The organism is Streptomyces sp. NPDC059788, from assembly GCF_042732265.1.
In the GTDB taxonomy this organism is placed as follows: Bacteria; Actinomycetota; Actinomycetes; order Streptomycetales; family Streptomycetaceae; genus Streptomyces.
Map to the genome: position 1 here is coordinate 1 of NZ_JBHWHY010000035.1, position 25,072 is coordinate 25,072.

A 25,072-nucleotide genomic window follows, 5' to 3' on the forward strand; every position below is an offset into this window, starting at 1 on the left:
CGCACCACGTCGGGGCCGGTGATGAACATCTGCGAGGTCTCACGGACCATGAACACGAAGTCCGTCAGGGCCGGGCTGTAGGCGGCGCCGCCCGCGCACGGGCCGAGCATCACCGAGATCTGCGGGATCACCCCCGACGCCCGGGTGTTGCGCTGGAAGATGCCGCCGTAGCCGGCCAGCGCCGAGACGCCCTCCTGGATCCGCGCCCCGGCGCCGTCGTTGAGGGAGACCAACGGGGCCCCGGCGGCGATGGCCATGTCCATGATCTTGTGGATCTTCGTGGCGTGGGCCTCGCCCAGCGCCCCGCCGAAGATCCGGAAGTCGTGGGCGTAGACGAACACGGTCCGCCCGTGCACGGTGCCCCAGCCGGTGATCACACCGTCGGTGTAGGGCTTCTTGGCCTCCAGGCCGAACCCGGTGGCCCGGTGCCGCCGCAGCGGCTCCACCTCCCGGAAGGACCCCTCGTCCAGCAGCAGCCCGATCCGCTCACGCGCGGTCAGCTTGCCCTTGGCGTGCTGCGCCTCGGTCGCCCGCTCACTCGGGCCACGCCGGGCCTGCTCACGGATGGCGTGCAGCTCGGCGACCCGCCCGGCAGCGGCCGGCGGCCCGTCGGCCGTGGACACGGTTGCGGTCATGTGCGTACTCCCCCTGTCGGGTGCGGTGTGTGGGCCGTGGCGCGGGCGCGGACGGTGTCCAGGAGCGCGGCCTGTTCCAGGCACTGCGCGGCATCCGGCGACCCGGCGGTGCCGGAGCGGACGGCGCGGACGAACGCCCGGACGGTGGCGGCCACCTGGTCGTGCGGGGCGAGGGTCAGGTCGCGCGGGCCGCGGGCGTCGGTGATCCACAGGGTGGGCTTGTGGTCGGCGGGCGGAGTGAAGGCCGACTCGACGCGGATCGACCCTGCGCTGCCCCACAGCTCGTACGCGGAGCCGTAGGCGTGGTCCATGCCGAACGCCAGCTGGCCCAGCACACCGTCCGGGGAGCGGAGCAGTACCGCGCCGGAGGTTTCCACGGCCGCGCCGGGCGCGTGGTCGAGAGCCGAGCCGATGATCTCCAGGCCGCTGCCCAGGAAGTGCAGGGCGGCGCGCACGGGGTAGTAGCCGATGTCCAGGAGCGCGCCGCCGCCGAGCGCGGGGTTGTGCCGGATGTTGCCGGGCGGCAGGGCGGGGACGGTGAAGGCCGCGCTGAACGCCCGCAGCCGGCCGATCGCGTTGCTCGCGACCAGTTCGCGCACCACCGCGTGCTGCGGGTGGTGGAGGAACATCACGTTCTCCATCAGCACCAGGCCCGAGGTGCGGGCCAGTTCGAGCAGCGCCGCGGTGGCGGGGAGGTCGGTGGTGAGGGGCTTCTCGGCCAGTACGTGCTTGCCCGCGCGCAGGGCGCGGCCGGCCCAGGTGGCGTGCAGGGAGATGGGCAGGGGCACGTACACGGCGTCGATGTCGGGCCGTTCCAGTACGGCGTCGTAGCTCTCGACGGCGGCGCAGCCGTACCGGGCGGCCACCTCCCGCGCCCGCCCGCCGTCGCGGCTGGCCACCGCGGTCAGCTCGACGTCCGGGTCGGCCGCCATGGCGGGCAGCACCCGGCGGCGGGCGATGTCGGCGGTGCCGAGGACGGCGGTGCGCAGGGGGCGTTCAGTCATGCGGGTGGTGTCCCATGGCGTTGAGGCAGGCGAGGAGGGTGCGGGCCTGCACGTTCACGTAGTGGCCGTGTTTGACGAGGGCGGTGAGCTGGCCGACGGTGACCCACTGGTAGCCGGCCGGCGGGTCGAGCGGCGCCTCGTCGGGTGCCGCCTCGACGACGAGGTAGCGGTTCTCGGCGTTCAGGAAGCGGCCACCCTCCTCGGAGTGGACGGCGTCGTAGCGGATACGGCCGGGGGCGGCGGACAGGACCAGGTCGAGGAAGGGCGGCCGGGTGTCCAAACCCGCGAAGTTCTCCGGTGAGCACTGGACGGTGGGGGCCAGTTCGACGGTGTCCAGGAAGCCGCCTTCGACCTTGGCGTGGGCGAGCACGTGCAGCACCCCGCCGATCGGCCGGGCCAAGAACGCCGCGATACCGCGGCTGCGGGGCTCGATCAGCGGCTGGGTCCAGCCGGTGACCTCGCGGTTGCCGGCCTGTACCTCGACGGCGACGACGTCGAACCAGCGGCCGTCGTCCTTGCCGATGCGGTGGGTGTCGCGCGTCCAGCCGGGCAGCGCGCCGAGCGGGACCCGTTCGGCCCTGACGTCGTAGCGGGAGCGCTCGGCGGTGAACCAGGACAGCAGGTCCACGTCGCTGTGCAGGGCGCCGGCGCGGGGGTCGCGGGAGCGGGCCAGTGCCCGGCCGAAGGCGTCCGCCGCGGGGCCCGCGGGCGGCGGCTCGTAGGCGGGCAGGCAGGCCAGCACCGTGCGCGAGTCCATGTTGACGAGGTTGTCCCGGTGCAGCAACGCGGAGATCTGGCCGAGGGTGAGCCAGCAGAAGTCCTCGTCGGCGGGCACCTCGCCGTCCACCTCGACGATCATGTTGCGGTTGCTCTTCTGGTGGAACCACGAGCCGTGCTCGGACTGCAGGACGTCGGCGAGCACCCGGCCGCGGCCGGGCCCGGTGAAGTACCGGATGTACTTCACGTCGGTGCCCTGGTGGACCTTGGTGTAGTTGCTGCGGGTGGCCTGGACGGTGGGGGAGAGCTGGAGCACATTGCGGTTGCCCGGCTCCATCTTGGCCTGCATCAGAAAGTGCAGTACCCCGTCGAACTCCTTGGCCAGGATGCCGAGGATGCCGACCTCGGGCTGCTTGATGATGGGCTGGTACCACTCCTTGTGCGGCCCGTCGTCGACCGTGACGTGCAGCCCCTGCACGCTGAAGAAGCGCCCGCTGGCGTGCACCAGGTTCCCGGTGCCGGGCTCGAAGGACCAGCCGCGCAGCGCGGCGAAGGGGATGCGCCCGACGTGGAAGCGGCCCGCCGTCCCGCGCCCGGCGAACCAGCGGTGGAACTCCTCGGTGGACAGCCGGCCGCTGACCGCGGCGGCGGAGCGCCCGATCCGGCGGGCGGCCGATTCCGGCTCGCGGGGCCCCAGGACCGGCAGCGGCTCCGTGCGCTCCGCAAGATGCGTCGACATGTACGGTCTCTCCTCGTCAGGGTGCGTGGTCAAAGGGGGCGCGGCGGCGGTCAGCCCCGCGCGGCGACGAACTCGCGGACCGAGGCGGCCATGTAGTCGGTCATCTCGTCGGTCAGGCCCGGGTAGACGCCGATCCAGAAGGTCTGTTCGGTGATCACGTCGGAGTTGTGGAGGTCGCCGACGATGCGGTGCGGCACGTCCACGTACGCGGGCTGGCGGGTGAGGTTGCCCGCGAACAGGTTGCGGGTGCCGATCCTGCGGTCCTCCAGGAAGTTCACCAGCTCCCGGCGGGTGAAGGGCGCCTCGGGGTCGACGGTCAGCACGAAGCCGAACCAGCTGGGCTCGCTGCCCAGCGTCGCCTCCGGCAGGATCAGCCACGGCACGCCGTCCAGCGCCTCGCGCAGCCGCTGCCAGTTGTGGCGCCGGGCCGCGGTGAAGTCGTCCACCTTGGCCAGCTGGGTCAGGCCCAGCGCGGCCTGCAGGTCGGTGGCCTTCAGGTTGTAGCCGACGTGCGAGTAGATGTACTTGTGGTCGTAGCCGGCGGGCAGCGTGCCCAGCTGGTACTGGAACCGCTTGAAGCAGCGGTCGCTCTCGCCGGGCTCGCACCAGCAGTCGCGGCCCCAGTCGCGCAGCGACTCCACGACCCGCGCGAGCGCCAGGTTGGACGTCAGGACGCAGCCGCCCTCGCCCATCGTCAGATGGTGCGCCGGGTAGAAGCTCACCGTGGTCAGGTCGCCGAAGGTGCCGGTGAGCTGCCCGTTGTAGGTGGAGCCGACCGCGTCGCAGTTGTCCTCGACGAGGAAGAGGTCGTGCTCCTCGCAGATCTGCGCCACCTCGGCGGCCTCGAAGGGGTTGCCCAGCGCGTGGGCCACCATCACGGCCCGGGTGCGCGGCCCGACGGCGGCCTTGATGCGGTCCGCCGTCGTGTTGTACGTCTTCAGGTCGACGTCCACGAAGACCGGCACCAGGCCGTTCTGGAGGATCGGGTTGACGGTGGTGGGGAAGCCCGCCGCCACCGTGATCACCTCGTCGCCGGGGCGCAGCCTGCGGTCCTCCAGGTGCGGCGAGGTGAGCGCCGTCATGGCCAGCAGGTTGGCCGACGATCCCGAGTTGACCAGGTGGGCCTTACGGCGCTTCATGTAGCGGGCGAAGCGGGTCTCGAACCGCCGCGAGTCACGGCCGGCCGCGATCCGCATGTCCAGCGCCGCCTCGACCAGGGCCACCCGGTCCTCCGGGCCGAGCACCGCGCCCGACGGCCAGATCTCGCTGACGCCCGGCTCGAACGCCCGGTCCGGCTCCGCCGCCAGGTGGTAGTCCCGCACCTGGTCGAGAATCCGCGCCTTGATATCGCTCATCTTTTGTGCCTCCATGGTCAGTCCGGCACGAAGCCCGTCACACCGTTCCCGATGGGGACATGCTGGCCGCGCCGACTTGAACGGCACTGGACAACGGGTCGCAGCGCACCGCGGCACGGGCCTCGGCCAGCAGGTCGCGCAGCGAGTCGTCCAGGCCGCGGCGCGGCCGCCACCCCAGCAGGCGGCCGGCGAGGGCGATGTCCATGCGCTGCCACTCCGCCTCCGGGGGGCGCCCGCCGGGGGACGGCACCTCGGTGATCTCGGCGCCCCGGCCCGCCAGTTCGGTCAGCCGGGTGACCAGGGCGCGCACCGGCACGGCCCGGCCCCCGCCGATGTTGACGACCCGCCCGGTGGCGGTGGAGCCGGCCGCGGCCAGGACGGCGTCGGCGACGTCCCGTACGTCCACGAAGTCGCGGTGGGCGAGCAGCGGGGCGAGCCGCAGGGGCCCCGGGGGTTCCTCGGCGAGGTGGCGGGCGACCGTGCCCAGCAGGCTCGCCGGAGGGGTGCCGGGCCCCGACACGTTCGAGACGCGCAATACCAGCCCGTCCACCGCACCTGCCGCGGCCGCGTCCAGCAGCGCCAGGCCGCCGGCCAGCTTGGAACGGCCGTACGGGGTCACCGGCGCGGTGGGGGTGTCCTCGGTGATGCCGCGGCGCGGACCGGGCCCGTACTCGTGCACCGACCCGAGCTGCACCAGCCGCGGCGGACGGGGCAGGCTCGCCACGGCGGTCACCAGACGGCGCACCAGGCCGTCGTTGGCGAGCGCCATTTCCTCGGCGCTCACCCCCCAGACCGCGCCCGCCGCGTTGACCACCACCCGGGCGCCGTGGCCGGCCAGCAGCCGGGCGATCCGCTCCGGCGCCGCCCGCACCAGGTCGAGGGTGACCGTGCGACACGGCGGTGGTACGGGCGGGTGGGTGCGGGCCACGCCGGTCACCGTCCATCCCGCACCCGCGAAGGCCGCGCAGAGGTGCCGCCCCACGAACCCGGTGGCACCGAGCACCACCACCGAAGGGGCCGCGCCACCGCGCCCGCCGTCTGCTGTCCGGTCGATCACCGACACCGTCCCGCCTCCTGGTCGTCTGCTGGAAGGGGCACTGTGGCCCGGGCCGCTCGCGGGCCGCTGGACGGGCGCTCACGCGGCGCTACCAGGATTCGAGCCGGGCCGCCTACGGTCCGGAAGCCATGAGGATCGAAGAGACCGCCGTACCGGACGCGTACCGCGTCACCCCGCAGCTGCTGCCGGATCCGCGCGGCACCTTCCACGAGTCGTACAGATACGACCTCCTCGCCGCGGCCACCGGCCACCACTTCGTGCCGCGCCAGGTCAACTACTCGGTCTCGGCGCGCAACACGGTGCGCGGACTGCACGGGGTGGCGATCCCGCCGGGTCAGGCCAAGCTGGTCAGCTGTGTGCGGGGGGTGCTGCTGGACGTCGTGGTGGACGTCCGCCTCGGGTCGCCGACCTTCGGCAAGCACGAGTGCACGGTGCTGGACGCGCGGGAGGGCCGGGCGGTGTACGTCGCGGAGGGGCTGGCGCACGGCTTCGTGGCGCTGGCCGACGACACCTGCATCAGCTACCTGTGTTCGACCGAGTACCGGCCGGGCACGCAGCTGGACCTGCGGGCCTTCGATCCGGAGCTGGGGCTGCCGTGGGCGAGCTGGCTGACCGGCGAACCGCTGCTCTCGGAGAAGGACGCCCAGGCCCCGACCGTCGCCGAGGCGGCGGAGCGTGGCCTGCTGCCGGAGTACGAGACGTGCTTGGAGCTGTACCGATCCAACGGAGACTGAACGCGCAGGAGTTGCGCAAGAAGGCCCGCCCCCGGTGTTGCCGGAGGCGGGCTCTGTCGCGTGCCGGGGTCCGGCTCAGCGAGCGCCGGTCTCTTCGGCGGCCTTGGCGGCCGGGCGCAGGCCCAGGGCCGTGAGGGCGGCCGCCGGGCCCGCCGGGGACGCGCCGCGGGCGGCGAGGTAGCCGTCCGGCCGCACCAGCAGCCAGCCGCCCGGCGCCACGCCGAGGCCGGCGGCGAGCCGGCCCTCCGGGTCGGCCAACGGTTCCGCACCGTCCACCGGGGCGCCGCCGACGGTACGTACCCGGACGCTGTCCCCGTACCGCCCGGCGATGTCCCGCGCGTCCCGCTCGGTGTCGGGTGGCAGCTTGCCGAAGGTGAGCAACAGCCACGCCGGGCGCCGGAGTTCGTCCGTGAGCTGCTGCCAGCCAGTGTCGGCCGCGTGGTCGGCGCCGTCCACCCGGCCGATCCGCTCGCCCGGGCACAGCGCGCCGTCCGCGACGCCCGGTCCGGCCGTGTACGCGAGCGGGCCCCCGGTGTACGACAGGCCCAGCGCCGACATCCCGCCCATGATCTTGCGCTGGATGCGGGACTTCAGCGGGCGCAGCGTGCGCAGCACGGTGAAGGCCGCGCGCAGTCCCGCCGCGGCCCGGCGGCTGCGCAGCTGCACCAGCATCGTGGCCATACGGGTGGTGCGCAGCAACTCCGCGCCCACCGGCACCCGTTCCTCGCTGTAGGTGTCGAGCAGGGCCTCCGCGGCCTCGCCGCGCAGCACGGCGGACAGCTTCCACGCGAGATTCACCGCGTCCTGCACGCCGGTGTTCAGGCCCTGCCCGGAGGCGGGGCTGTGCACATGTGCGGCGTCGCCCGCCAGCAGGACGCGGCCCTGGCGCATCGTGCTGATCATGCGCTGCTGGATGGTGAACACCGACACCCAGGTGGGCTCCTCGACCCGGGCCGGCCGGCCCGTACCGGTGGCGATCTTCGCGGCGAAGCGCCGGGCCACCATGGCGTCGTCCCCGCCGTACGAGGTCTCCGCGGTGTCCAGCAGCCGCCACTTGCCGGGCTCGGGGAACGGCACCATCATGACCGTCCCCGCGGGCGTGCGCATCCAGTGGATGCTGTCCTGCGGCAGGTCGCAGTCCACCTGGGCGTCCGCGATGAGCCAGGTCTCGCTGCTCTCGCCGGTCAGCTTCAGACCGAGCTGCTTGCGTACCGTGCTGTGGCCGCCGTCGCAGCCGACCAGCCGGTCCGCGGTCACGGTCTCGGTCCGGCCGTCCGGGTGGCGCAACCGGGCCCGGACGCCGCCCGTACCGAGGTCCTCGAAGTCCACCAGGCGCACGCCCCATTCGACCGTGACGCCGTGCCGGGCCGCCGCGGTGCGCAGCACCTCCTCGGTGACCGCCTGGTCGACCATCAGGGTGAAGGGGAAGCGGGTGGGCAGCCTGCTGTAGTCGGTGTCGAAGCGGATCAGACGGCGGCCGTTCTGGTGCAGTGTGAAGTGCTCGACGCGGCGGCCGCGCGGCAGCAGGTCGTCCAGCACCCCCATCTGGTCGTAGGTCTCCAGGGTGCGGGCGTGGGTGGCCAGCGCCCGGCTGGTGGTGGCCGGGCCGGGCGCCGCGTCCACCAGCCGGACCCGTACGCCGTGCCGGGCCAGTTCGTGGGCGGCGCTCAGGCCGACCGGCCCGGCGCCCACGACCAGGACCTGCGGTCCGGGCACCGTCTCGTCGGTCACGGTCATGCGCGGTGCTGCCTCTCGGTGTCGTGCCGGCCCCGCTGTCCGGCGCGGGACGGGGCGTCGTGCTGTTCCTGCGCGTCCCGTACCGCCTTCCACCAGCCCGGGTTGTCGCGGTACCAGGCGGCCGTGGCGGCCAGGCCGTCCTCGAAGGAGACCCGCGGCGCGTAGCCCAGCTCGGTGCGGATCTTGCTCTCGTCCAGGGAGTAGCGCAGGTCGTGGCCCTTGCGGTCGGCGACCCGCACGACGTGCGACCAGTCGCGTCCGGTCAGTTCCAGCAGCCGTTCGGTGATCTGCCGGTTGGTCTGCTCGTTGCCGCCCCCGACGTTGTAGATCCCGCCCGCCCGGCCGCGCGTCAGCACCAGCTGGATCGCCCGGCAGTGGTCGTCCACGTGCAGCCACTCGCGGATGTTGCCGCCGTCCCCGTACAGCGGGACCGTGCCGCCCTCCAGAAGGCTGGTGACGAAGCGGGGGATCAGCTTCTCGGGGTGCTGGTACGGGCCGTAGTTGTTGGAGCAGCGGGTGACGGAGACGTTCAGGCCGTGGGTGCGCCAGTAGGCGCGGGCCACCAGGTCCGAGCCCGCCTTGGACGCGGCGTAGGGGGAGTTGGGCAGCAGTGGCCACTCCTCCGTCCAGGAGCCCTCGTCGATCGAGCCGTACACTTCGTCCGTCGAGACGTGCACCACGCGCGGGACACCGGCGCGCAGGGCCGCCTCCATGACGTTCTGGGTGCCGCCCACGTTCGTCGCGACGAACTCGGCCGCGGACTCCAGGGAACGGTCCACGTGCGACTCGGCGGCGAAGTGCACCACCGCGTCGTGGCCGGGGAAGACGTCCAGCAGCAGCGGCAGGTCGCAGATGTCGCCCTGTACGAACGCGAGCCGGGGGTGGGCGGCCGGCAGGTTGTCGCGGTTGCCCGCGTAGGTCAGCTTGTCGAGGACGGTGACCTCGGCGTCCTCGTACTCCTCGTAGCCGCCCTCCAGCAGGGTGCGGACGTAGTGCGAACCGATGAACCCGGCGCCGCCGGTGACCAGGATCTTCACGCGGCGACCTCCACGCGGGTGTGGTCGCCGACCACCAGGCGGTGGTGGCGGTGGGCGACGGTGGTGCCGGTGACGGCGGCGGACCGGCCGAGCAGGGAGCCGTGCAGGCCCCGCACCCCGGAGACGGTCACGCCGTCCAGGGCGATGGAGTAATCGAGGTGGGTGCCGGTCAGGACGCAGTCCCGGCCGATGGAGGTGTGCGGTCCCACATGGCTGTTCTCCAGCACCGTGCCCGCGCCGATCACCGCCGGGCCTTCGACGAAGGACCGCCTGATCCGGGCCCCGGGCTCCACGACCACCGCTCCGATCAGGACGCTCTCGGCGTCCACGTCGCCCTCGACGCGGCGCTCCATGCCGTCCAGGAGCCGCTGGTTGCACTCCAGTACGTCCTCGACCTTGCCGGTGTCCTTCCAGTACCCGGCGTACTCCTGGGCCCGGACGGTGGCGCCGTGCGACACCAGCCACTGGATGGCGTCGGTGATCTCCAGCTCACCGCGCGCGCTCGGCTCGATGGCGTCGACCGCCTCGTGGATGACGGGCGTGAAGAAGTACACGCCGATCAGAGCCAGATTGGAGCGCGGCACCGGCGGCTTCTCCACCAGGCGTTCCACCACGCCGCCGGCGTCCACCTCGGCGACGCCGAAGGCGCGCGGGTCGGCGACCTGCTGGACCACGATCTGGGCGGCCGGGCGCAGGGCACGGAACTCGGCGGCGGCCTCGGCGATGCCCTGCGGCAGCATGTTGTCGCCGAGGTACATCACGAAGTCGTCGTCGCCGAGGAAGTCCCGGGCCAGGGTCACGCACTGGGCGAGGCCGGCCGGGCTCTCCTGCGGGATGTAGGTGATCGCGACGCCGAGCCGGGAGCCGTCGCCGAGGGCGTCGGCGATCTCCTTGGCGTGGTGGCCGACGATCACCGCGATCTCGGTCACGCCGAGATCGCGGATGTTCTCCAGCACCCGTTCCAGTACCGGCTTGTTGGCGATGGGGATGAGCTGCTTGGGCATGGAGTAGCTGAACGGGCGCAGACGGGTTCCCGTCCCGCCGGCCAGAACCAGAGCCTTCATGGGTCCTCTTCTGTGGTGTCGGTGATGTCTGTCGGGGCGGCCGCGGCGCGGCGGGTCAGGCCGCCAGTGCCTGCCGTGGAGCCGGGTGGCGGACGGCGAGCGCGTCCACCAGCGCGGCGAACCGCCCGGTGACGCCGTCCAGCCGGGCGCCGGTCTCCGGGGCGAGGCCGCCAGGACCCTGCCGGGACCGGTCGGCGTGTACGAAGAAGCTCTCCGCCACCGCCGCCGGGCGCATCGACATCAGGACCGGCCGCAGCCCGTAGTCGAGGGCCAGTACGTGCGCCGGCGAGCCGCCGGTGGCGAGCGGCAGCACCACCTTGCCCGCCAGCGCGTACTGCGGCAGGACGTCGAGGAACGCCTTGAGCAGCCCCGAGCAGCCGGCCTTGTAGACGGGTGTGGCCAGCACGACGGCGTCGGCGCCGGCGAGGCGCGCGGCGGCCGCGGCGAGCTGCGGGTCGGTGGTGTCACCGGCCAGCAGCGGCGCCGCCGGCAGGCCGCGCACGGCGAGGGTGTCCACTTGGTGGCCCCGCTCGCGCAGCCGCTCGGCGGTCAGGGTGAGCACCTGGTGGGTGAAGGAGACCGGCGACGGACTGCCGGAGACGGCCAGGATCGTCGGCATGGGACAACCTCCTGTGGGAAGCGGGGTTCAGCCGGCCGGCGTGCGAACGGCGGGCACCGGCGACGCGGCGGGGTGCGAGGCGGCACGGCGCACCTCGTCGAGCAGTTCCAGCGAGGCCAGCACCTGCCGCGGGTCGGGCACGAAGTCGACCAGGCAGGCGATCTCGTCGGCGCCGGCGGCGCGCACCCGGCGGGCGGTGGCGGTGCACTCCTCGACCGAGCCGATCAGCGCGTTGCCGGACAGATAGCGGTCCACGGCCAGCCCCGCCAGCTTGCGCCGGGCACTGTCGGCGGCGAGGAGCACGTCGCTGCCCTCCTTGTCGCCGCTCATCCGGCCGCCCGCGCCCACCGCACGGGCCTCCAGGTCGATGGCGGTCAGCAGGTACTCCTTGAGGCTGCCGCCGCCCACGCGGCGGGCCTCGTCGGGGTCCCCTGCGACATAGGTGTGCATCATCACCGTGACCTTGCCGGGCGTCTCCCAGCCGGCCTCCACGCGGGCCGCCCGGTACAGCGCGGTCTTCTCCGCGAGCGCGTCCACGTCCTGGTTCTCCAGGTGGGTGAGGATGTTGCAGCCCATACGGCCGGCCTCGCGGAAGGTGCCCTCGCTGCGGGACGCGGTCACCCACACCGGCAGCTCGTCCTGCACCGGGCGCGGGTAGAGCGGCAAGGTGGCCTCGGCGCCCAGAGGGTTGGTGCCGGTCCACTGCCCGGTGCGCCACGCCCGGCGGATGTCCGCCACGTCCCGGACCAGCTGCTCGCGCCGGTTCGCGTACTTCTCCGGAGCGAGCACGAAGTCGTTGACGTTCCAGCCGGAGCCCACCGAGATGGCGACGCGCCCGCCGGACAGGCCGTCCACCACCGCGAAGTCCTCGACGACGCGGGCGGCCGGATGCAGCGGGGTGACCACGCTGCCCGCCCGGATCTGGATCCGGGCGGTCACCGCGGCGATGGCCGCCGAGGTGACGGCCGGGTTGGGGAAGGCACCGCCGAAACGGTGGAAGTGCCGCTCGGGCGTCGAAACGAAGCCGAAGCCCAGCTCGTCGGCGCGGCGGGCCGCGTCCAGCATCAGCCGGTAGGTCTCGGCCGTCCGGTCGCCGACCGCGGCGAAGAAGAAGACACCGAGGTCCAGCGGCTTTTCGCCCGCGTCCGCACCCGGGGTCCGCCGGGATTGCGCGTTCATCCTGTGCTGCCTCCTTGCCCGTCGGACGTCGTCGCGGCGGGGTCGTCTGAGAGCCTGCGTCATAATCCCGGCCGGGGTTATGACGCAGGCTCTGAATCGGGCTTGCTGTCCGCGGTCACCATCGGGCGGCCGCCTCGCAGCCCGCTTGAGCCCGGGCAGGCCGCCGGGGGACCAGCGCGGCTCAAGTCCGGCTCCAGCGGCCCGCGGAAGAGTCGCCGGGGATCACACCGACCCGAGCCGACCGAGGTTGCTGGATGACGACTCAGACACTGGTGACGCCGGACACCGACACCGGCACGGTCCACGGACTGCTGGCCGCGGCCGTCGCGGCCCGGCCCGGCGCGCCCGCGGTGCGCGACGCCTCGGGCAGCTGGACCTACGCCGAACTGGACGCCTGGTCGCGCGCGTACGCCGACTGGCTCGACGCGCGCGGGCTGCGCCGCGGGGACCGGATCCTCGTACGTATGGGCAATGTCCGCGCGTTCACCGCGCTGTTCTTCGGTGCGCTGCGGCGGGGCATCGTCTTCGTGCCGGTCAACCCGGCGATGAAACGGTTCCACCTGGCGACCGTGGTGCCCGACTGCGAACCCGCGCTGCTCGTCGCGCACGACGCGCAGGACGCCGCCGTACTCCGCGAGCTGACCGACCGCCCCGTGCACACACCCGAAGAGGCCCACCGGGCCGCCGGGGACCTGTACGCGGCCGGGCAGGCCGGCCACGACGGCACCGGCGGCGGGGCACGGACCGACGACCCCGTCCTGCTGATCTACACCTCGGGCTCCACCTCGGCACCGAAGGCCGTGCTGAGCACCCATGCGCCCGTCGTGTTCGCCACCAGGGCGATCGCGGCCCGCCTGCGCTACCGCGCGGACGACGTCGTCCTGGTGGCCGTGCCGCTCTCCTTCGACTACGGGCTCTACCAGATCCTGCTGTCCGTGTCCGCCGGCGCCGAGGCCGTGCTGACCGAACCCGACCGGCACGTCCGGCTGCTCGGCACCCTGCACGACCACCGCGTCACCGTCGTGCCGCTGGTGCCCTCGCTCGGCGAGATGCTGCTGAAACTGGCCGCCCGCGACCGCAGGGAAGCGCCGCCCGTGCGCCTGTTCACCAACACCGGCGCGGCGCTCACCGCGCCGGTCATCGCCCACCTGCGCGCCGCCTTCCCGCACGCCGCGATCGCCCCGATGTTCGGCACCACCGAGTGCAAGCGGATCACCGTGCTGGAGCCCGACGGCGACCTGGCACGCCCGGGCTCGGTGGGCCGTGCCCTGGACGGCACCGAGGTGCTGATCCTCGACGACGACGGACGGGCGCTGCCGCCCGGCACGGTCGGCGAGATCGCGGTGCGCGGCCCGCACGTCATGTCCGGCTACTGGCGCGCTCCCGAGCAGACCGCGCTGCGCTTCCGGCCCGACCCGGCGACCGGCGGCGTCACCCTGCACACCGGCGACTACGGACATCTCGACGCCGACGGACACCTCTACTTCGAGGGCCGCCGCGACGACCTGTTCAAGCGCAAGGGCGTCCGGATGGGCACCCTGGAGATCGAGACGGCCGCCCTGGACATCCCCGGCGTCTCGGCCGCCGCGGCCCTCGCCCCGGACGGCGGCCACGACCTGACCCTGTACGCCGTGACGGACCTGGCGGCCGACGACGTGCTGGCGCAGCTCACCGAACGGCTGGAGGCCGCCAAGGTCCCCGCGGCCTGCCACCTGCTGCCCGCACTGCCGCTCACCCCGAACGGCAAGACCGACAAGCAGCGCCTGCGCCGCGAACAGGACGCCCGCCCCGCCGGCTGACCCACCCGTACACCCCCGCACACCCCCGCACACAGAAGGAGATCACCATGACCGCCGCAGACGTTCCGTGGGACGCCGGCTTCGAGGAGCTGCTGACCTCGGTGCTGCCGCGCCGGGCCGGCGCCGGCCCGCTCACCGGCGACCTCGACCTCAAGAAGGCCGGCCTGGACTCGATGGCCACCATCGAGCTGCTGGTCCGCCTGGAGGCCGGCTACCGCGTGGAGTTCCCCGAGGACGCCCTCACCGCCGCGACCTTCGCCACCCCGGCGGCGCTCTGGGCGGTCCTGACCGCGCAGCGCACCGCCACCGTCACCGCCTGACCCGTACCCCGACCGCACCCCTGTCTCTCCCGGAGGACCCCCATGAGCCACCTCTTCATCGGTCTCGGCATCACCGTCGTCGCCTGCCTGATCATGAAGTTCGGCGGTGACGCGCTGAAGAAGCGCCGCCGCTGAACGGCCCGTACAGCAGTGAGCCCCCGGCTTCCTTGAGTTCTAGTGGTCGTCGCAACACCCCAGCTCAGGGGACGCGATGGACTTCGAGATCCGGAAGAACCGGGGGCCCGGGGGCGGGCGCCAACTGGCCCGCGAGCGGGCCGCATACTTCCTGCTCATGGAGCAGGGGTACAGCACGCGGGAAGCCGCCCGGATAGTCGGCATCAACCTGCGCACCGGCAAGCGGTGGCGCAACGGCTGGCACTCGCCGCCAGGCGGCCGGAAGGCAGTTCCTCCGATCTACCCGGTGCCGGGACAGGCCCGGCGACGGGATCGGAGGAACTGCCTCCCGCGCCGTCGCAGTATCTCCAGGAGCACGACCGCATCCACATCGCCGACCGTCTCCGCGAGGGGGCCTCGATCCGGCAGATAGCCGTCGAGCTGGGCCGCAGCCCGTCCACCGTCAGCCGCGAAATACGCCGCAACCGGCACACTCTGCACAACGGCGGCTGGTACTACCGACCGAGCATCGCCCACAACAAGGCCAAGGCCCGCCGGTCCCGTCCGAAACCCGGAAAGATCGGCCGGAATCCCGAGCTGCGGGACTTCATCCAGGATCACCTCACGATGCGCTGGAGCCCCGAGCAGATCTGCCAAGTCCTGCGGGCACGTTTCCCCGACCGGCCGGAGATGCACGTGACCCACGAGACCGTTTACCAGGCCCTCTACGTCCAGGGCCGCGGAGAACTCCGCCGGGAACTGACCCGAGCGCTTCGCACCGGCCGGGCCCGCCGGCGCCCGCACCGCCAGGCCCACAAGCGTGCCTCCCGCGCCATCAAGGACATGGTCCTGATCAGCGAACGCCCCGCCGAAGCCGCCGACCGGGCCGTCCCCGGACACTGGGAGGGCGATCTCATCATCGGCAAGGACGGCCGTTCCGCCATCGGCACCCTCGTCGAGCGGTCCACCCGCTACCTGATGCTCGTGCACCTGCCGGTCGGCCACAGCGCCATCGCCACCCGCAACGCGCTCGCCACGACCGTCCAGACCCTTCCACGGCACCTCTGGCGATCCCTGACCTGGGACCAGGGCTCGGAGATGGCCGCCCACCGGGCGTTCACCGTTGCCACCGACATCCCGGTCTACTTCTGCGACCCGGCCAGCCCCTGGCAACGCGGCTCCAACGAGAACACCAACGGCCTGCTGCGGCAGTACTTCCCCAAGGGCACCGACCTGGCCGTTCACACCCCCGGGGACCTGGCGGGCGTCGCCGCCGAGCTGAACAGCCGGCCACGCAAAACGCTCGGCTGGCAAACCCCAGCCGAGCGTCTCGCTAAGCTCCTGGCGACAGCCAGTTGACCTCTGTGTTGCAACGACCCCTGGAATTCGCCTTCCGCCGGGGGCTCTGTCCGTCTGCGCCAAAGGTCAGCCGGCGGCCAAACGCTCCAGGTCCGCCACGACGCGGGCCGGGCTCGGCATCGCCGCCATGTCGCGGCGCAGCTCTCCGGCGCCGCGGAGGTAGCGCGGGTCGTCCAGCACGTCCCGTACGGCTTCGCGGACGCGGGCCGGGTCGTTCTGCGGCGCGGCCTCGGCGAGGACACGCGCCGCACCGGCCTGCTCCAGATGCCCGGCCGAGGCGAACTGGTCGACCAGCTGCGGCAGGACGACCTGCGGCAGCCCGAAGGCACAGGCCGTCATGGTGGTGTTGGCGCCACCGTGGTGCACGACGGCGTGGCAGTCGCGCAGGATGAGGTTGAGCGGTACGGGCTCCACGACCCGTACGTTGCCCGGCACGTCGCCGAAGCCCGCGTGGAACTCCGGAGCCGCGGTGACCACGGCCGCCACGTCCGCCAGCCCCTCGAAGGCCGCGATGATCGAGCGGAACAGGCCGGTCCCGTTGAGCACGAGCGTCTGGCGGCCCAGGCAGACCGCCACCCGGCGCACCCCGTCGGCCGGGGGAACGCGCAGCCACGCGGGCGCGCTGCCGGCGCCGTTGAACGGAACGTACCCGATGGGTGCGCCCGGCGTCGCGCTCGGGTGGCGCAGCGCGGGCGGGCACGGGTCGAGCAGCAGGTCGGGGTCGGGCAGTCCGGCCAGGCCGAGCCGGGTGGCGGCCCCGTGCAGGAAGTGGCGGGCGGACGTGCGGGACGGGCCGCTGAGCGGATCGACGCCCCAGCGGTGCTGGACGGACGGGACGCCGAGGACTCCGGCGACGATCTGCCCGGCCAGCTCCATCTGCTCGGAGACGATCAGGTCGGGCCGCCAGTCGCGGGCGAACTCCAGGTAGGCGCCGAGCAGGTAACGGGCGTGGGTCTCCCACAGCTTGGCGCTGCCCGCCATCTTCTCCGGCGGGGTCGGGCCCATCAGCTCCAGCGGGCGCTTGCCGGGCGGCAGATGGCGCAGCAGGACGTCCAGGCCGTGGAAGCGGTCGCCGATGTCGACGGCGGAGATCCCGGCCGCCCGTGCCGCGTCGGTGACGTCAGGCTGCGCCGCGACCGTCACTTCGTGCCCCGCCCCCTGGAGCGCCCAGGCCAGCGGCACCATCGGGGTGAAGTGGGTCGGAAAGGGGGTGCTCAGCATCAGTACGCGCATGGTCTTCTTCCTGGAGGGGGGTGAGGGGCGGGACGGTGCCGGTGGGCGGGTCTTCCGCGTCCGTGGTGTCGTTGACGTTGACGTCCTTCATCAGCAGGGCCGTCAGCAGCGCTGCCAGCAGCAGTCCGGCCGAGGTCAGCAGCACGGTTGCGGTGGCGTGCGCGAAGGCATCGGTGACCAGGCGGCGGTGGGCCGGGTCGAGACCGGCGAGCCGGGCCGCGGCGGTGTCCGGGTCGCGGACCCCGGACTCACGGGCCGCCGCGGCGAACCGCGTGCTCAGGACGACGCCGAGCACCGTGCCGCCGATGGTGGTGCCCAGCATGGTGGCGAACCGGGACGTGGTGGTGACCACGCCCAACTGGTCCGTGGGCGCCGCCGACTGGGTCATGAACAGCGCGATCTGCGTGACGCCGCCCAGGCCCGCGCCGAGCAGCAGGAGCAGCGCGTCGAGCAGCCACGTGGGGGCGTCGGCCGCGGTGAGCCCGAGGGCGGCGGTGGATGCGGCCGCGGTGGCGGTGGTGGCGACCAGGACGGCCTTGCAGCGGCCGGTACGGGCGACCACCTTGCCCCAGCCCAGGAAGACCAGGACGACGCCGACGGCGAGCGGTATCAGGTGCAGGCCGACCGCGTCGAGGTCCACACCCCGCACGATGTTCAGGTGGTTGACGAGGAACACCGGCAGCGACAGCAGCGCGAAACCGCCGGTGAACTGGAGGATCGCGGCGGGTCTGAACACCCGGTCCTTGAAGAGTGCCGGCGGCATCAGCGGCTCCGCGGCCTTCAGCTGGCGCGCGACGAACGCCCCGGCCATCATCACGCCGCCGTAGAAGTACGGCAGGACCGGCCCGGAGAAGGAGTTCTGCTCGCCGTACGTCTTGACGCCCAGCAGCAGGGCGCAGGTGGCAGCCGCGATGAGCACCGAGCCGGGGACGTCGACGCGCTGCCGGGTGCCCTGGACCGGCAGCCGCAGCGCCCAGGCGATCCCGGCCAGGGCGAGGCCCGCGACCGGCACGTTGAGCAGGAAGATGCCGCGCCAGGACAGCTCCTGGCTGATCGGGCCGCCGATCATCGGGCCCGCGATGATGCCGGCCGCGATGAGGATGCCGCCCGCGTTGGAGCGCCCGGCGCGGGACTTGGGCGGGTAGAGCGTCGCGATGACGATCAGCGTCATGCTCATCAGCCCGCCGCCGCCCAGGCCCTGCACCGCGCGGAAGGCGATCAGCTGGGTGAGGGACCCTGCGGTGGCGCACAGCGCGGACCCGGCGAGGAAGGTGGCGAGCGCGGCCAGGTAGATGCGGCGCGGCCCGAAGCTGTCGCTGAGCCTGCCGTACAGCGGCTGGGTGGCCGTGGCGGCGAGGAGGTAGGCGGTGATCAGCCAGGGGAAGCGCTCGATGCCGTGGGCCGGGTCGAGGTCGCGCACGATCGGCAGCACGGCGGAGGAGACGATCGAGCCGTCCAGCAGGGCCAGGCCCATGGTCCCCATCGCGCACACGACGAAAACCAGCACCTGGATGTCGCTCATGCCGTACGGGTTCGGCTTCTTCTCCTTGGCGGACCCGGCGGGTGCGGACCCCTGCGCGTCCCCGGCGGACTTGACGGGAGCTTGCGTGCTCATGCCTTCACCCCCTTCCGGGCGGCCAGCTGTTCCAGTACGGACACGGTCTCGGCCGCCGACGGCATCGCCGCGATCTCCGCGCGCAGCCGCCCGGCGGCGTCCCGGTACGCGGACCCGGTGAGCAGGGCGGTGAGGGCTTCGGCCACCCGGTCGCCGCTGTTCTGCGCCTCGGCGGTGTCCAGGGTGATCCCGGCACCGGCACCGGCGACCCGGTCGCCCGCGACGAACGCGTCACCGAGCTGCGGGAGCACGAGCTGCGGCACACCGAGGGCGGCCGCCCCCAGCGCGGACCCCGCCCCGCCGTGGTGCACCACGAGGTCGGCGCCGGGAAAGAGCAGGCCCGGCGCGGTACGCGAGGTGTACGTCATGCCCTCGGGCAGGGCGCCCACCTCGTCCCGGTGCCCGGGCGCCGCGGAGACGACCGCCTCCACCTGCCCGGCGGCGGCCAGCGCGTCGACGACCCGGCGGAGCAGCGGCGCGCCGCCGAGGTCGAGGGTGTGCCCGCCGAGCGCCACCGCGACCCGGCGCCCCGGGGGCGCGGTATACGCCCAGGGCGTGCCGTCGCCGGTGTGCGGCTCGGGGCGCACCGGCCGGGCGGGCGGCGCCTGGGTGTCCGTCAGGGCGGGCGGCGCCGGGTCGAGGACCAGGTCGGGAACGGGTACGGTGGCGAGGCCGAGCCGTGCGCACAGCGGGCCGAGCCACATCCGGGTCTGGCCGAGCATGAACGTACTCGTCGGATTCACGCCCCAGCGGTGCCAGACGCTCGGGATGCCGAGCACCGCGCCGACGACCGCGCCCGTGTAGTCCATGTGGTCGGACAGCACCAGGTCGGCGCCCCAATCGCGGGCGGTCTCCAGGTAGTCGGGCAGGACGTACGGGGCGTGGTTGCGCCACATCTGGGCGGCGCCGTCGATCTGCCGGGCAGGGGGACGGCCGGTGACCTCGATGGGCCGCAGCCCCGCAGGGCGGTTGCCCCGGCGCAGGTCGAAGGCGTGGAAGGGGTCGCCGACGGTGACGGTGGCGAGCCCCGCCCCGGCGGCCGGCCCGGTGATGTCGGGCTGCCCGGTGACGAGCACCTCGTGCCCGGCGCCGGCCAGCGCCCGTACCACGGGCAGCAGCGGCAGGAAGTGGGTCTCGACGGGGCTGCTGATGATCAGTACGCGCATCGGAGGTTCTCCAGGTCTCGGACTACGGCGGCGGGACTCGGCATGGCGGCCATGGACCCGGCCAAGGCCCGGGCACCCTTGGTGAAGCGCTCCCCGGCCAGCAGGGCGCCGACGGCCGCGGCCACCTGAGCCGGGTCGTTCTGCGCGCCGGCGGTGCCGAGAGCCAGCCCGGCCCCGGCGGCGGCCAGCAGGTCGCCGCCCTGGAACTGGTCGACGAGCTGCGGCATGACGAGCTGGGGCACCCCCGCACCGGCCACGGTGAGCAGGGTGTTGGCGCCGCCGTGCGAGATGACCGCGTCGCAGGTGTGCAGGAAGCCGCGCAGTGGCGTCGGCGGGACGAGGGTGACGTTGGCCGGGACGGTGCCGAGGTCGTCGAGGAACTCCTCCTGCACGGTCATGACGGCCTCGGCCTCCGGCAGCGCGCCGAACGCCTCGATGATGCCGCGGAACATCGGCAGGCCGCCGAGTGCGATGGTCTGGCGCCCCATCGAGACGCAGACCCGGGGCCGGTCGCCCCGTCGGCGCAGCCAACCGGGCACCGGGCCCGTCCCGTTGAAGGGCACGTGGCGGATCGGGGTGCCGGCCGGTGCGCCCGGCACCAGGAGTTCGGGCGGCGCCGGGTCGAGCAGCACGTCGGGCGAGGGCAGGCCGCCCTCGATGCCGAGCCGTTCGGCGGCGCCGCGCAGCAGGTCCTCCGCGGTGGCCCGCATCAGGTGGCTCATCGGGTCCACGCCCCAGCGGTGCGAGACCACGGGGATCTTCAGGGCGCCGCCGACCAGGCACGCGGCCCAGTCGAAGATCTCCGAGACCACCAGGTCGGGCCGGAACTGCCGGGCCACCTCCAGGTAGCGCGGCGCCAGATAGCGGGAGTGCAGCACCCACACCCGCGAGCCGATCAGGGTCATCTCGGGAGTGAGCGGGCCGACGACCTCGATGGGCCGCTTGCCGGGCGGCAGTGGCGGGGTCAGCAGGTCCTTGCCGTGGAACTCGCGGCCCACCGTGACGGTGTTCAGGCCCGCCGAGCGGGCCGCCGGGACGATGTCGGGCTGGCCGGCGACCAGCACCTCGTGCCCGGCGCCGCGCAGCGCCCAGGCCAGCGGCACCATGCAGGTGAAGTGGGTGGATTCGGGACTGCTCAGGATCAGTACGCGCATGCGGTGTCCTCGGACGGGATGGGTACGGTCGGGCTCTGGGCGTGCGCGGCGGGGCCCCGGCGGACGGCAGCGGCGTAGGCGCGCACGAGCCGCCCGGCGGTGGCGGCGGGCAGCCGGTCGGTACGCACGGAAGCGGTGACGACGAAGCCCTCCGGCACGGCCCGTACGTCCAGCTCCAGTTCGGTGAACATCGACGGACTGCCGATCCGCGACACCTCGCAGACACAGCCGGGGAGGTCGAGCCGGGGATCGGGGTCGTCCTGCATCAGGAAGCTGGGCATCGGGCGCAGCGCCTCGCCGCCGCCGGTCAGCACCAGGGTGCGGGCCAGCCGGGCGCCGCCGGTCTCCTGCGCGGCGAGCGCGGCGTCCACGTTCGCCACCGCCTGCTCCAGCAGGCCGCGGCCCGTGTCCTGGTGCGGCGGCCAGAAGCGCAGGTACAGCAGGTCCACGCGGCAGCTGACGGCGGTGGCCAGTACGCCGCTGCCCCGGCGGGCCACCGGCACCTTCACCGCGATGTCCTCCTGGCCGCTCAGCTCCCGCAGAACGTGCCCGAACAGCGCGGCGAGCACGGCGAACCGGGTGGTGCCGAGCGTGCGGGCGTAGGCGTCCCAGCGGGCGACGTCCGCGGCGGACACGACGGCCGAACGGGAATGGCCGGGACCGGCGTTGCGGTCGGTGTCGGTACGGCCCGGCAGCTCCAGGGGTTCCTGGAGTTCCAGGTGCTCCTGCCAGTACTCCTGCTGGGCCGCCAGGTCCACCCGCGCGAGCACCCGGCGGTGGTCGGCGCAGACCTCGGCGAGGGTCGCGGCGGGCGCCGGGAAGGCGGGAGCGCGGCCCGCGAGCCGCGCGGCGTAGGCCAGGCCGAGATCGGCGGCGAGCACCGTCTCGGACGCGCCGTCGAAAGCGACGTGGTGCACGACCAGGCCGAACAGGGTGCGTCCGGTGGCGGCGTCGCGCACCGCGGCGCACCGCCACACCCGCGCGTCGTGCACCGCCAGCGGCCGCAGGGCCGCCGCGAGCCAGGCGGCGACGGCGGCCGCCCCGTCCGGCGCGTCGGGCAGGCGGACCATCTCGGCGTCCGACGGGGCGTCCGGCACCACGGCGTAACCGGTCTCGTTGTCCCGGATCAAGTACCGCGCGTGCAGCGCCTGGTGGCGCCGGTGCACGTCACCGACGGCCCGTTCCAGCGCGCCGGGGTCGAGGGGCCCGTCGATCCACCAGGCCACCCGGCACAGCCCGCCGAGCCCTTCGGTGTCGTGGGCGCCCGCGAACAGGAATCCGGCCTGCTCGGGCGGCAGCGGCAGCTCGCCGGGTCCGAGGCCCGCGACGGGCCCGGTGCCGTCCGTGGCGGCCGGCGCGGTGGCGTCCAGCCATGCGGCGAGTCCGCGGACCGTCGGCGTACGGAAGACCTGGGAGGGCTGGACGGCGGCGCCCAGCGCGGAGTCGAGGTGCTGGCACAGCCGCGCGGCGTCCAGCGAACTGCCGCCCACTTCGAAGAAGGACACGTCGGCGGTGACCCGGCAGCCGTCCAGGACGGTACGGAACGCCTCGGCGACCACGGCCGCCGTGCCGTCGAAGTCCTCGTCCGGTTCCGTGGCGCGGTCCTGCTCGGCGCGGACGAGGGCGGCGAGCGCCTGGCGGTCGATCTTTCCGTTGGGCAACTGCGGGAAGGAGTCGAGGCGGTGGACGCGGCGCGGCACCAGGTACTCCGGGAGGCGCCCGGCGAGCCGGGCGCGCAGTGCGTCCGGGTCCGGACCCGCCGCGTCGCCGCGCGAGTAGAAGAGCGCGAGCCCCTGGTACGAGCCGTCGGGCCGGGGCACCGGCACCACCGCGGCACCGGTGACCGAGGGCACCCGTTCGGCCGTGCGCTCCACCTCGGCGGGCTCGATCCGGTGGCCGCGGACCTTGATCTGCCGGTCGGCCCGCCCGGAGTAGTGGTACACACCCGCGGCGGACCGGTGCCCCAGGTCGCCGGTGCGGTACAGACGCCGGCGCACACCGTCCACCTCGGCCGTCACGAACGCGGCGTCGGTCGGCGCGGGGTGGCCGAGGTAGCCCCGAGCCAGCCCGGGGCCGCCCAGGCACAGTTCGCCCGTCTCGCCGGGTGCGCACCGCCGCGTGCCGTCCAGGACCAGTACGTCGGTGTGCGGCAGGGCGGTGCCCAGGGGGATGCCCGCCGGGTCGTCGCAGTCCCCGGGCCGTACGGTGTGGGCGGTGACCAGCGCGCCGCACTCGACGGGCCCGTACACGTTGATCAGTTGAGTGCCCGGGTGAGCGGCGAGGAAGGCACGCATCCGCGGGGGCGCGGCCCGTTCGCCGCCGATGGCCACCCACGCCATCCCGGCGAAGGCACCGACGTCGGTGGTGACCAGCATGTTGAACAACTGGGTCGTCAGGAAGGCCGCGTTGACGCCTTCCTCGACGATCAGCGTGCGCAGGGTGCGCGGCACCAGCACCGGCTCGTCCAGCAGGACGGTCGTCCCGCCGGTCAGCAGCATGCTCCAGCAGTCCAGCGTGAAACCGTCCCAGGTGGGCGGCGCGGTCTGCGGCATCACCGTGCCGGGGCCGAGCCGGGCGAAGGCGGCGGTGTCGAAGAGGCGGACCGCGTTCTCGTGGGCGGCGACCACCCCCTTGGGTGCTCCGGTGGACCCCGAGGTGAAGAAGACCGAGCAGGCGTCGGCGCCGGTCACCTCGACCGGCGCCGGGCGCGCCCCGCGCGCGGCGGTGACGGCCAGGCTCTCGGCGGGCGGACACCACCTCGGCACCGGCCGGTCACCGCCGGCGGTGGTCACCAGCAGCCGGGCGCCCAGCCGCCCGATCTGCTCCGCGACCCGGTCGGCGGGCCAGCGCGGGTCCACGTACGAGTACGCGGCCCCGCACTTGAACAGCGCCAGCAGCACCACGATCAAAGGCGCCCCGCGCTCCATGAGCACCGGCACCAGATCGCCGTGGCGTACCCCGCGCGCTTGGAGGAGGGCCGCGTACCCGTCGGAAGCGGCGTCCAGCTCGCGGTAGCTGGTGGTGATCCCGCGGTGGGACAGGGCGGTCGCACCGGGGAAGCGGCGGGCCGCGTCCTGGAAGAGGCCGTGCATCGTGCTGCCCCGGGTGAACCGTGCCGCGTCCGCCGCGGGTTCGAGGAGTGCGGTCATCGTCGGTCTGCCTTCCGTGGTGTGGGGACGTCCGTGTGACCGGCCCGTACGCACTCCTCCAGGAAGTCCACGAGCCGGCCGGGGGCGGGCATGGCGGCGATCTCGTCCCGCAGCGACCGGGACCGCTCCCGGTAGGAGGGGCGGGTCAGCAGGTCGCGGACGGCGACGCCGACCGCGTCCCCGGTGGCGCCGGCGGGCAGCGCGCTGCCCGCGCCGGACTCCCTGACCAGGTGCGCCCAGTGCTCCTGGAAGGCGTTGCGGGGGAGCAGCAGCTGCGGCAGGCCGCGGGTGACGGCGATCAGGCCGCTGCCGACGCCGCCGTGGTGCACCAGCGCGTCACAGTGCGCCAGCAGCACGTCCAGCGGGAAGGACTCCACCATGCGGACGCCGTCCGGCAGCGGGCCCGTGGTGCGGGCCTGCTCGGCGGTGACCGCGAGGACCACCTCGGCGCCCTGCTCCCGCAGGGCGGCGACCACCTGGTCGCGGACCTCGTCGAGTGCGGTGGTGGTCACGCCGCCGGTCACACAGACCAGCGGCCGCCCGCCGGGTCGTTCCTCGCGCAACCGGCGCGGCACTTCGGCGGGCCCCGCGTACGGTACGTACCGCATGTCGGCGCGGCGCACCCCGTGCGGCGGGCGCAGGCCCGGCGGGCACGGGTCGATCCAGACCGAGGGGCCGACCAGCGGCGCGACGCCGAACCGCTCGAAGAGCCGGGCGTACGAGGGGCGCAGCTCGCTCTCCCGCTCGCAGTGCACCCCCAGCGACACACCCCAGGTGTGGCCCACGGCGGGCACCTTGAGGACGGCGGCGGCCACCTGCCCGGCGGCGGCCGCGGTGTCGTGCACCACGATGTCGGGGCGCCAGAAGCGGGCGAAGGCGACCAGGTCGTCGGTGAGGGTGTCGGCGACCGCGATCATCTTCTCGACCAGCGCCTCGGCCAGGTCGGTGTCGAGGGCCGCCATGGACGCGCCGGTGGCCTTCAGCCGCCCGGGCCCCAGGTCCAGCCGGCGGGCCGCCGCGGCGCCCGCCACGGCCTCGTCGCCGACCGGAACGGCCACCAGCCCGGCCCGGGTGACCGGTGCGGCGCACTGTGGCCGCACCGCCACCCGTACGTCGTGGCCCGCGAGCCGGCAGGCCCAGGCGAGCGGAATGATCCAGGGGACATGGGCCGGACCGTGGCCCACGAACAACACGCGCATGGAAGGTGCCTCACTCTTTCGCGTACGGCCGGTGGCAGCAAAAGGGTGCGGCCGGCCGCTCGAATGCGGCTCGCATCCGCCACGAAC

Annotated in this window: 19 protein-coding genes and 1 pseudogene; 4 read left to right on the top strand and 16 right to left on the bottom strand. The window is 73.7% G+C overall.

Going from position 1 to position 25,072, the window contains the following annotated elements; all coding sequences use genetic code 11:
* The 5 genes from ACFV57_RS27975 to ACFV57_RS27995 all read right to left on the bottom strand — a co-directional run.
* Nucleotides 1-635: carboxyl transferase domain-containing protein (locus ACFV57_RS27975; RefSeq protein ID WP_385237969.1), on the bottom strand; the 635-nt coding region annotated here is incomplete at its 3' end.
* Complete coding sequence (locus ACFV57_RS27980) at nucleotides 632-1,639, bottom strand: Gfo/Idh/MocA family protein (RefSeq protein WP_385237971.1); 1,008 nt, start codon at nucleotides 1,637-1,639, stop codon at nucleotides 632-634. The genes ACFV57_RS27975 and ACFV57_RS27980, both read right to left, overlap by 4 nt.
* Nucleotides 1,632-3,095 (bottom strand): NDP-hexose 2,3-dehydratase family protein, encoded by a 1,464-nt coding sequence (locus ACFV57_RS27985; protein ID WP_385237973.1) that lies wholly within the window; start codon nucleotides 3,093-3,095, stop codon nucleotides 1,632-1,634. Before ACFV57_RS27985 ends, ACFV57_RS27980 begins: the two co-directional genes overlap by 8 nt.
* Before the next feature lie 50 nt (nucleotides 3,096-3,145).
* Entirely contained in the window at nucleotides 3,146-4,450 is a 1,305-nt protein-coding gene (gene rfbH / locus ACFV57_RS27990) for a lipopolysaccharide biosynthesis protein RfbH (RefSeq protein WP_385237975.1), read from the bottom strand.
* Nucleotides 4,451-4,487: 37 nt separating this feature from the next.
* Nucleotides 4,488-5,513 carry an NAD-dependent epimerase/dehydratase family protein gene (locus ACFV57_RS27995; RefSeq protein ID WP_385237977.1) on the bottom strand — a complete coding sequence of 342 codons (1,026 nt, stop codon included), beginning with the start codon at nucleotides 5,511-5,513 and terminating at the stop codon, nucleotides 4,488-4,490.
* 122 nt (nucleotides 5,514-5,635) lie between these two features.
* Here ACFV57_RS27995 and ACFV57_RS28000 point away from each other — a divergent pair, with 122 nt between their 5' ends.
* Entirely contained in the window at nucleotides 5,636-6,241 is a 606-nt protein-coding gene (locus ACFV57_RS28000; protein WP_385237979.1) for a dTDP-4-dehydrorhamnose 3,5-epimerase family protein, read from the top strand.
* 75 nt (nucleotides 6,242-6,316) lie between these two features.
* On the opposite strand, the gene ACFV57_RS28005 is transcribed toward ACFV57_RS28000, so the two are convergent.
* From ACFV57_RS28005 to ACFV57_RS28025, 5 genes are read right to left on the bottom strand one after another with little or no spacing between them, the layout of a single operon-like run.
* Nucleotides 6,317-7,978 carry an FAD-dependent oxidoreductase gene (locus ACFV57_RS28005; RefSeq protein ID WP_385237981.1) on the bottom strand — a complete coding sequence of 554 codons (1,662 nt, stop codon included), beginning with the start codon at nucleotides 7,976-7,978 and terminating at the stop codon, nucleotides 6,317-6,319.
* The gene (rfbB, locus tag ACFV57_RS28010; protein WP_385237983.1) at nucleotides 7,975-9,015 is read right to left on the bottom strand and encodes a dTDP-glucose 4,6-dehydratase; all 1,041 of its coding nucleotides are present in this window, start codon (nucleotides 9,013-9,015) and stop codon (nucleotides 7,975-7,977) included. The genes ACFV57_RS28005 and rfbB overlap by 4 nt, the downstream gene beginning before the upstream one ends.
* Nucleotides 9,012-10,079, bottom strand: a complete 1,068-nt coding sequence (locus ACFV57_RS28015) for a glucose-1-phosphate thymidylyltransferase (protein WP_385237985.1) — start codon at nucleotides 10,077-10,079, stop codon at nucleotides 9,012-9,014. Before ACFV57_RS28015 ends, rfbB begins: the two co-directional genes overlap by 4 nt.
* A gap of 55 nt (nucleotides 10,080-10,134) precedes the next feature.
* On the bottom strand, nucleotides 10,135-10,698 hold the full coding sequence (gene ssuE / locus ACFV57_RS28020) for an NADPH-dependent FMN reductase (RefSeq protein ID WP_385237987.1): 564 nt from the start codon (nucleotides 10,696-10,698) through the stop codon (nucleotides 10,135-10,137).
* A 27-nt stretch (nucleotides 10,699-10,725) separates the two neighbouring features.
* Nucleotides 10,726-11,877, bottom strand: a complete 1,152-nt coding sequence (locus ACFV57_RS28025) for a MupA/Atu3671 family FMN-dependent luciferase-like monooxygenase (RefSeq protein WP_385237989.1) — start codon at nucleotides 11,875-11,877, stop codon at nucleotides 10,726-10,728.
* A gap of 254 nt (nucleotides 11,878-12,131) precedes the next feature.
* Between ACFV57_RS28025 and ACFV57_RS28030 the strand changes: the two genes are divergently transcribed.
* The 3 genes and pseudogenes from ACFV57_RS28030 to ACFV57_RS28040 all read left to right on the top strand — a co-directional run bounded on the left by ACFV57_RS28030 (nucleotide 12,132) and on the right by ACFV57_RS28040 (nucleotide 15,469).
* Entirely contained in the window at nucleotides 12,132-13,676 is a 1,545-nt protein-coding gene (locus tag ACFV57_RS28030) for a class I adenylate-forming enzyme family protein (protein WP_385237991.1), read from the top strand.
* A gap of 47 nt (nucleotides 13,677-13,723) precedes the next feature.
* On the top strand, nucleotides 13,724-13,996 hold the full coding sequence (locus ACFV57_RS28035; RefSeq protein WP_385237993.1) for a phosphopantetheine-binding protein: 273 nt from the start codon (nucleotides 13,724-13,726) through the stop codon (nucleotides 13,994-13,996).
* A gap of 292 nt (nucleotides 13,997-14,288) precedes the next feature.
* A pseudogene (locus ACFV57_RS28040) lies at nucleotides 14,289-15,469 on the top strand (IS30 family transposase).
* Nucleotides 15,470-15,535: 66 nt separating this feature from the next.
* On the opposite strand, the gene ACFV57_RS28045 reads toward ACFV57_RS28040, so the two are convergent.
* Genes ACFV57_RS28045 through ACFV57_RS28070 form a run of 6 tightly spaced genes read right to left on the bottom strand, consistent with a single transcriptional unit; the run spans nucleotide 15,536 to nucleotide 24,985 of the window.
* Nucleotides 15,536-16,702, bottom strand: a complete 1,167-nt coding sequence (locus ACFV57_RS28045; protein WP_385237995.1) for a nucleotide disphospho-sugar-binding domain-containing protein — start codon at nucleotides 16,700-16,702, stop codon at nucleotides 15,536-15,538.
* Nucleotides 16,590-18,317 carry an MFS transporter gene (locus ACFV57_RS28050; RefSeq protein ID WP_385237997.1) on the bottom strand — a complete coding sequence of 576 codons (1,728 nt, stop codon included), beginning with the start codon at nucleotides 18,315-18,317 and terminating at the stop codon, nucleotides 16,590-16,592. The genes ACFV57_RS28045 and ACFV57_RS28050 overlap by 113 nt, the downstream gene beginning before the upstream one ends.
* The gene (locus tag ACFV57_RS28055; protein WP_385237999.1) at nucleotides 18,314-19,483 is read right to left on the bottom strand and encodes a nucleotide disphospho-sugar-binding domain-containing protein; all 1,170 of its coding nucleotides are present in this window, start codon (nucleotides 19,481-19,483) and stop codon (nucleotides 18,314-18,316) included. Before ACFV57_RS28055 ends, ACFV57_RS28050 begins: the two co-directional genes overlap by 4 nt.
* On the bottom strand, nucleotides 19,471-20,637 hold the full coding sequence (locus tag ACFV57_RS28060) for a nucleotide disphospho-sugar-binding domain-containing protein (protein ID WP_385238001.1): 1,167 nt from the start codon (nucleotides 20,635-20,637) through the stop codon (nucleotides 19,471-19,473). Before ACFV57_RS28060 ends, ACFV57_RS28055 begins: the two co-directional genes overlap by 13 nt.
* Nucleotides 20,625-23,786 carry an AMP-binding protein gene (locus tag ACFV57_RS28065; RefSeq protein ID WP_385238003.1) on the bottom strand — a complete coding sequence of 1,054 codons (3,162 nt, stop codon included), beginning with the start codon at nucleotides 23,784-23,786 and terminating at the stop codon, nucleotides 20,625-20,627. Before ACFV57_RS28065 ends, ACFV57_RS28060 begins: the two co-directional genes overlap by 13 nt.
* Nucleotides 23,783-24,985 (bottom strand): nucleotide disphospho-sugar-binding domain-containing protein, encoded by a 1,203-nt coding sequence (locus ACFV57_RS28070; protein ID WP_385238005.1) that lies wholly within the window; start codon nucleotides 24,983-24,985, stop codon nucleotides 23,783-23,785. Before ACFV57_RS28070 ends, ACFV57_RS28065 begins: the two co-directional genes overlap by 4 nt.
* Nucleotides 24,986-25,072 lie beyond the last annotated feature (87 nt).